The organism is Legionella sheltonii, assembly GCF_026191355.1.
Lineage (GTDB): Bacteria > Pseudomonadota > Gammaproteobacteria > Legionellales > Legionellaceae > Legionella > Legionella sheltonii.
Genome location: NZ_JAPHOQ010000049.1, coordinates 1 through 803, shown reverse-complemented (window position 1 = coordinate 803; position 803 = coordinate 1). Strand labels below are relative to the sequence as shown.

The window sequence follows — 803 nt, the reverse complement described above, 5'->3', positions numbered from 1 at the left end:
CCTCTAGTAAGATTTATTTTTTCTTCGAGTGTAGATACTCGTTCTTGAAGAGGTTCTATTTTTAATAATTCAATTAGAGAAGATTTCGCTTCTTCAAACGTGCACTCATCATGTTCCAGAGCACTCCTAATCTGACTAATTTGTGCATTTAACTCAACCATTATATGTGCTGCCGCAGGATCAGTTGCTTTTAAATTAGAAACAGGAGTATTTAAAAACTCTTGCCATTGCTTAGGAAGGGGCTGTTTTAATTCATCTGTAAAATCGTCCAATTTTTGAAGGTTTTCTTTAGAGAGATTAATTTTTTCTTCGAGCTCTAATATTTGCTCCCAGATTATTTCTATTTTTTCCGAGTCAACCTCCTTTGCTGCATATTCGTGTAATACACGCTGTAAAGTTTCTTGCAATATCCTTTCATCTTGAGAAAGTTGACCTCTCTTATTAAGCGCAAAGAGTTTTTCATGAGCCTCAGCATACATTTCATAAATATTTTGTGGGTAATATTGTAATTTCTGACTCATATCTTGAAGGGCTTGAAAGGAAGGAACATGGTATTTTTCAGGATTATTAGGATAAAATTTGTTTAAAACTTTTTGAAATTCAACCAGATTATCAATTCGCTGACTGTAAGCTTGATAAAGTCCTTTTTTATGCTGCTGCAGGTCCATATTATAACGCATAAAATAATTATAACGCGGATCACTTTTATCAAAAGGGTTAGGGATTGGTTTAAATGAATCGTCAAGAATTTTCTTCAAATCCTCTTTGGATTTAATTTTTAATTCATCAATTCCATCAAGAAC

Annotated in this window: 1 protein-coding gene; it reads right to left on the bottom strand. The window is 33.0% G+C overall.

Annotated elements, in window-relative coordinates:
• The coding region (locus tag OQJ26_RS19305; protein ID WP_265705288.1) for a hypothetical protein at positions 1–803 on the bottom strand (803 nt) is incomplete at both ends.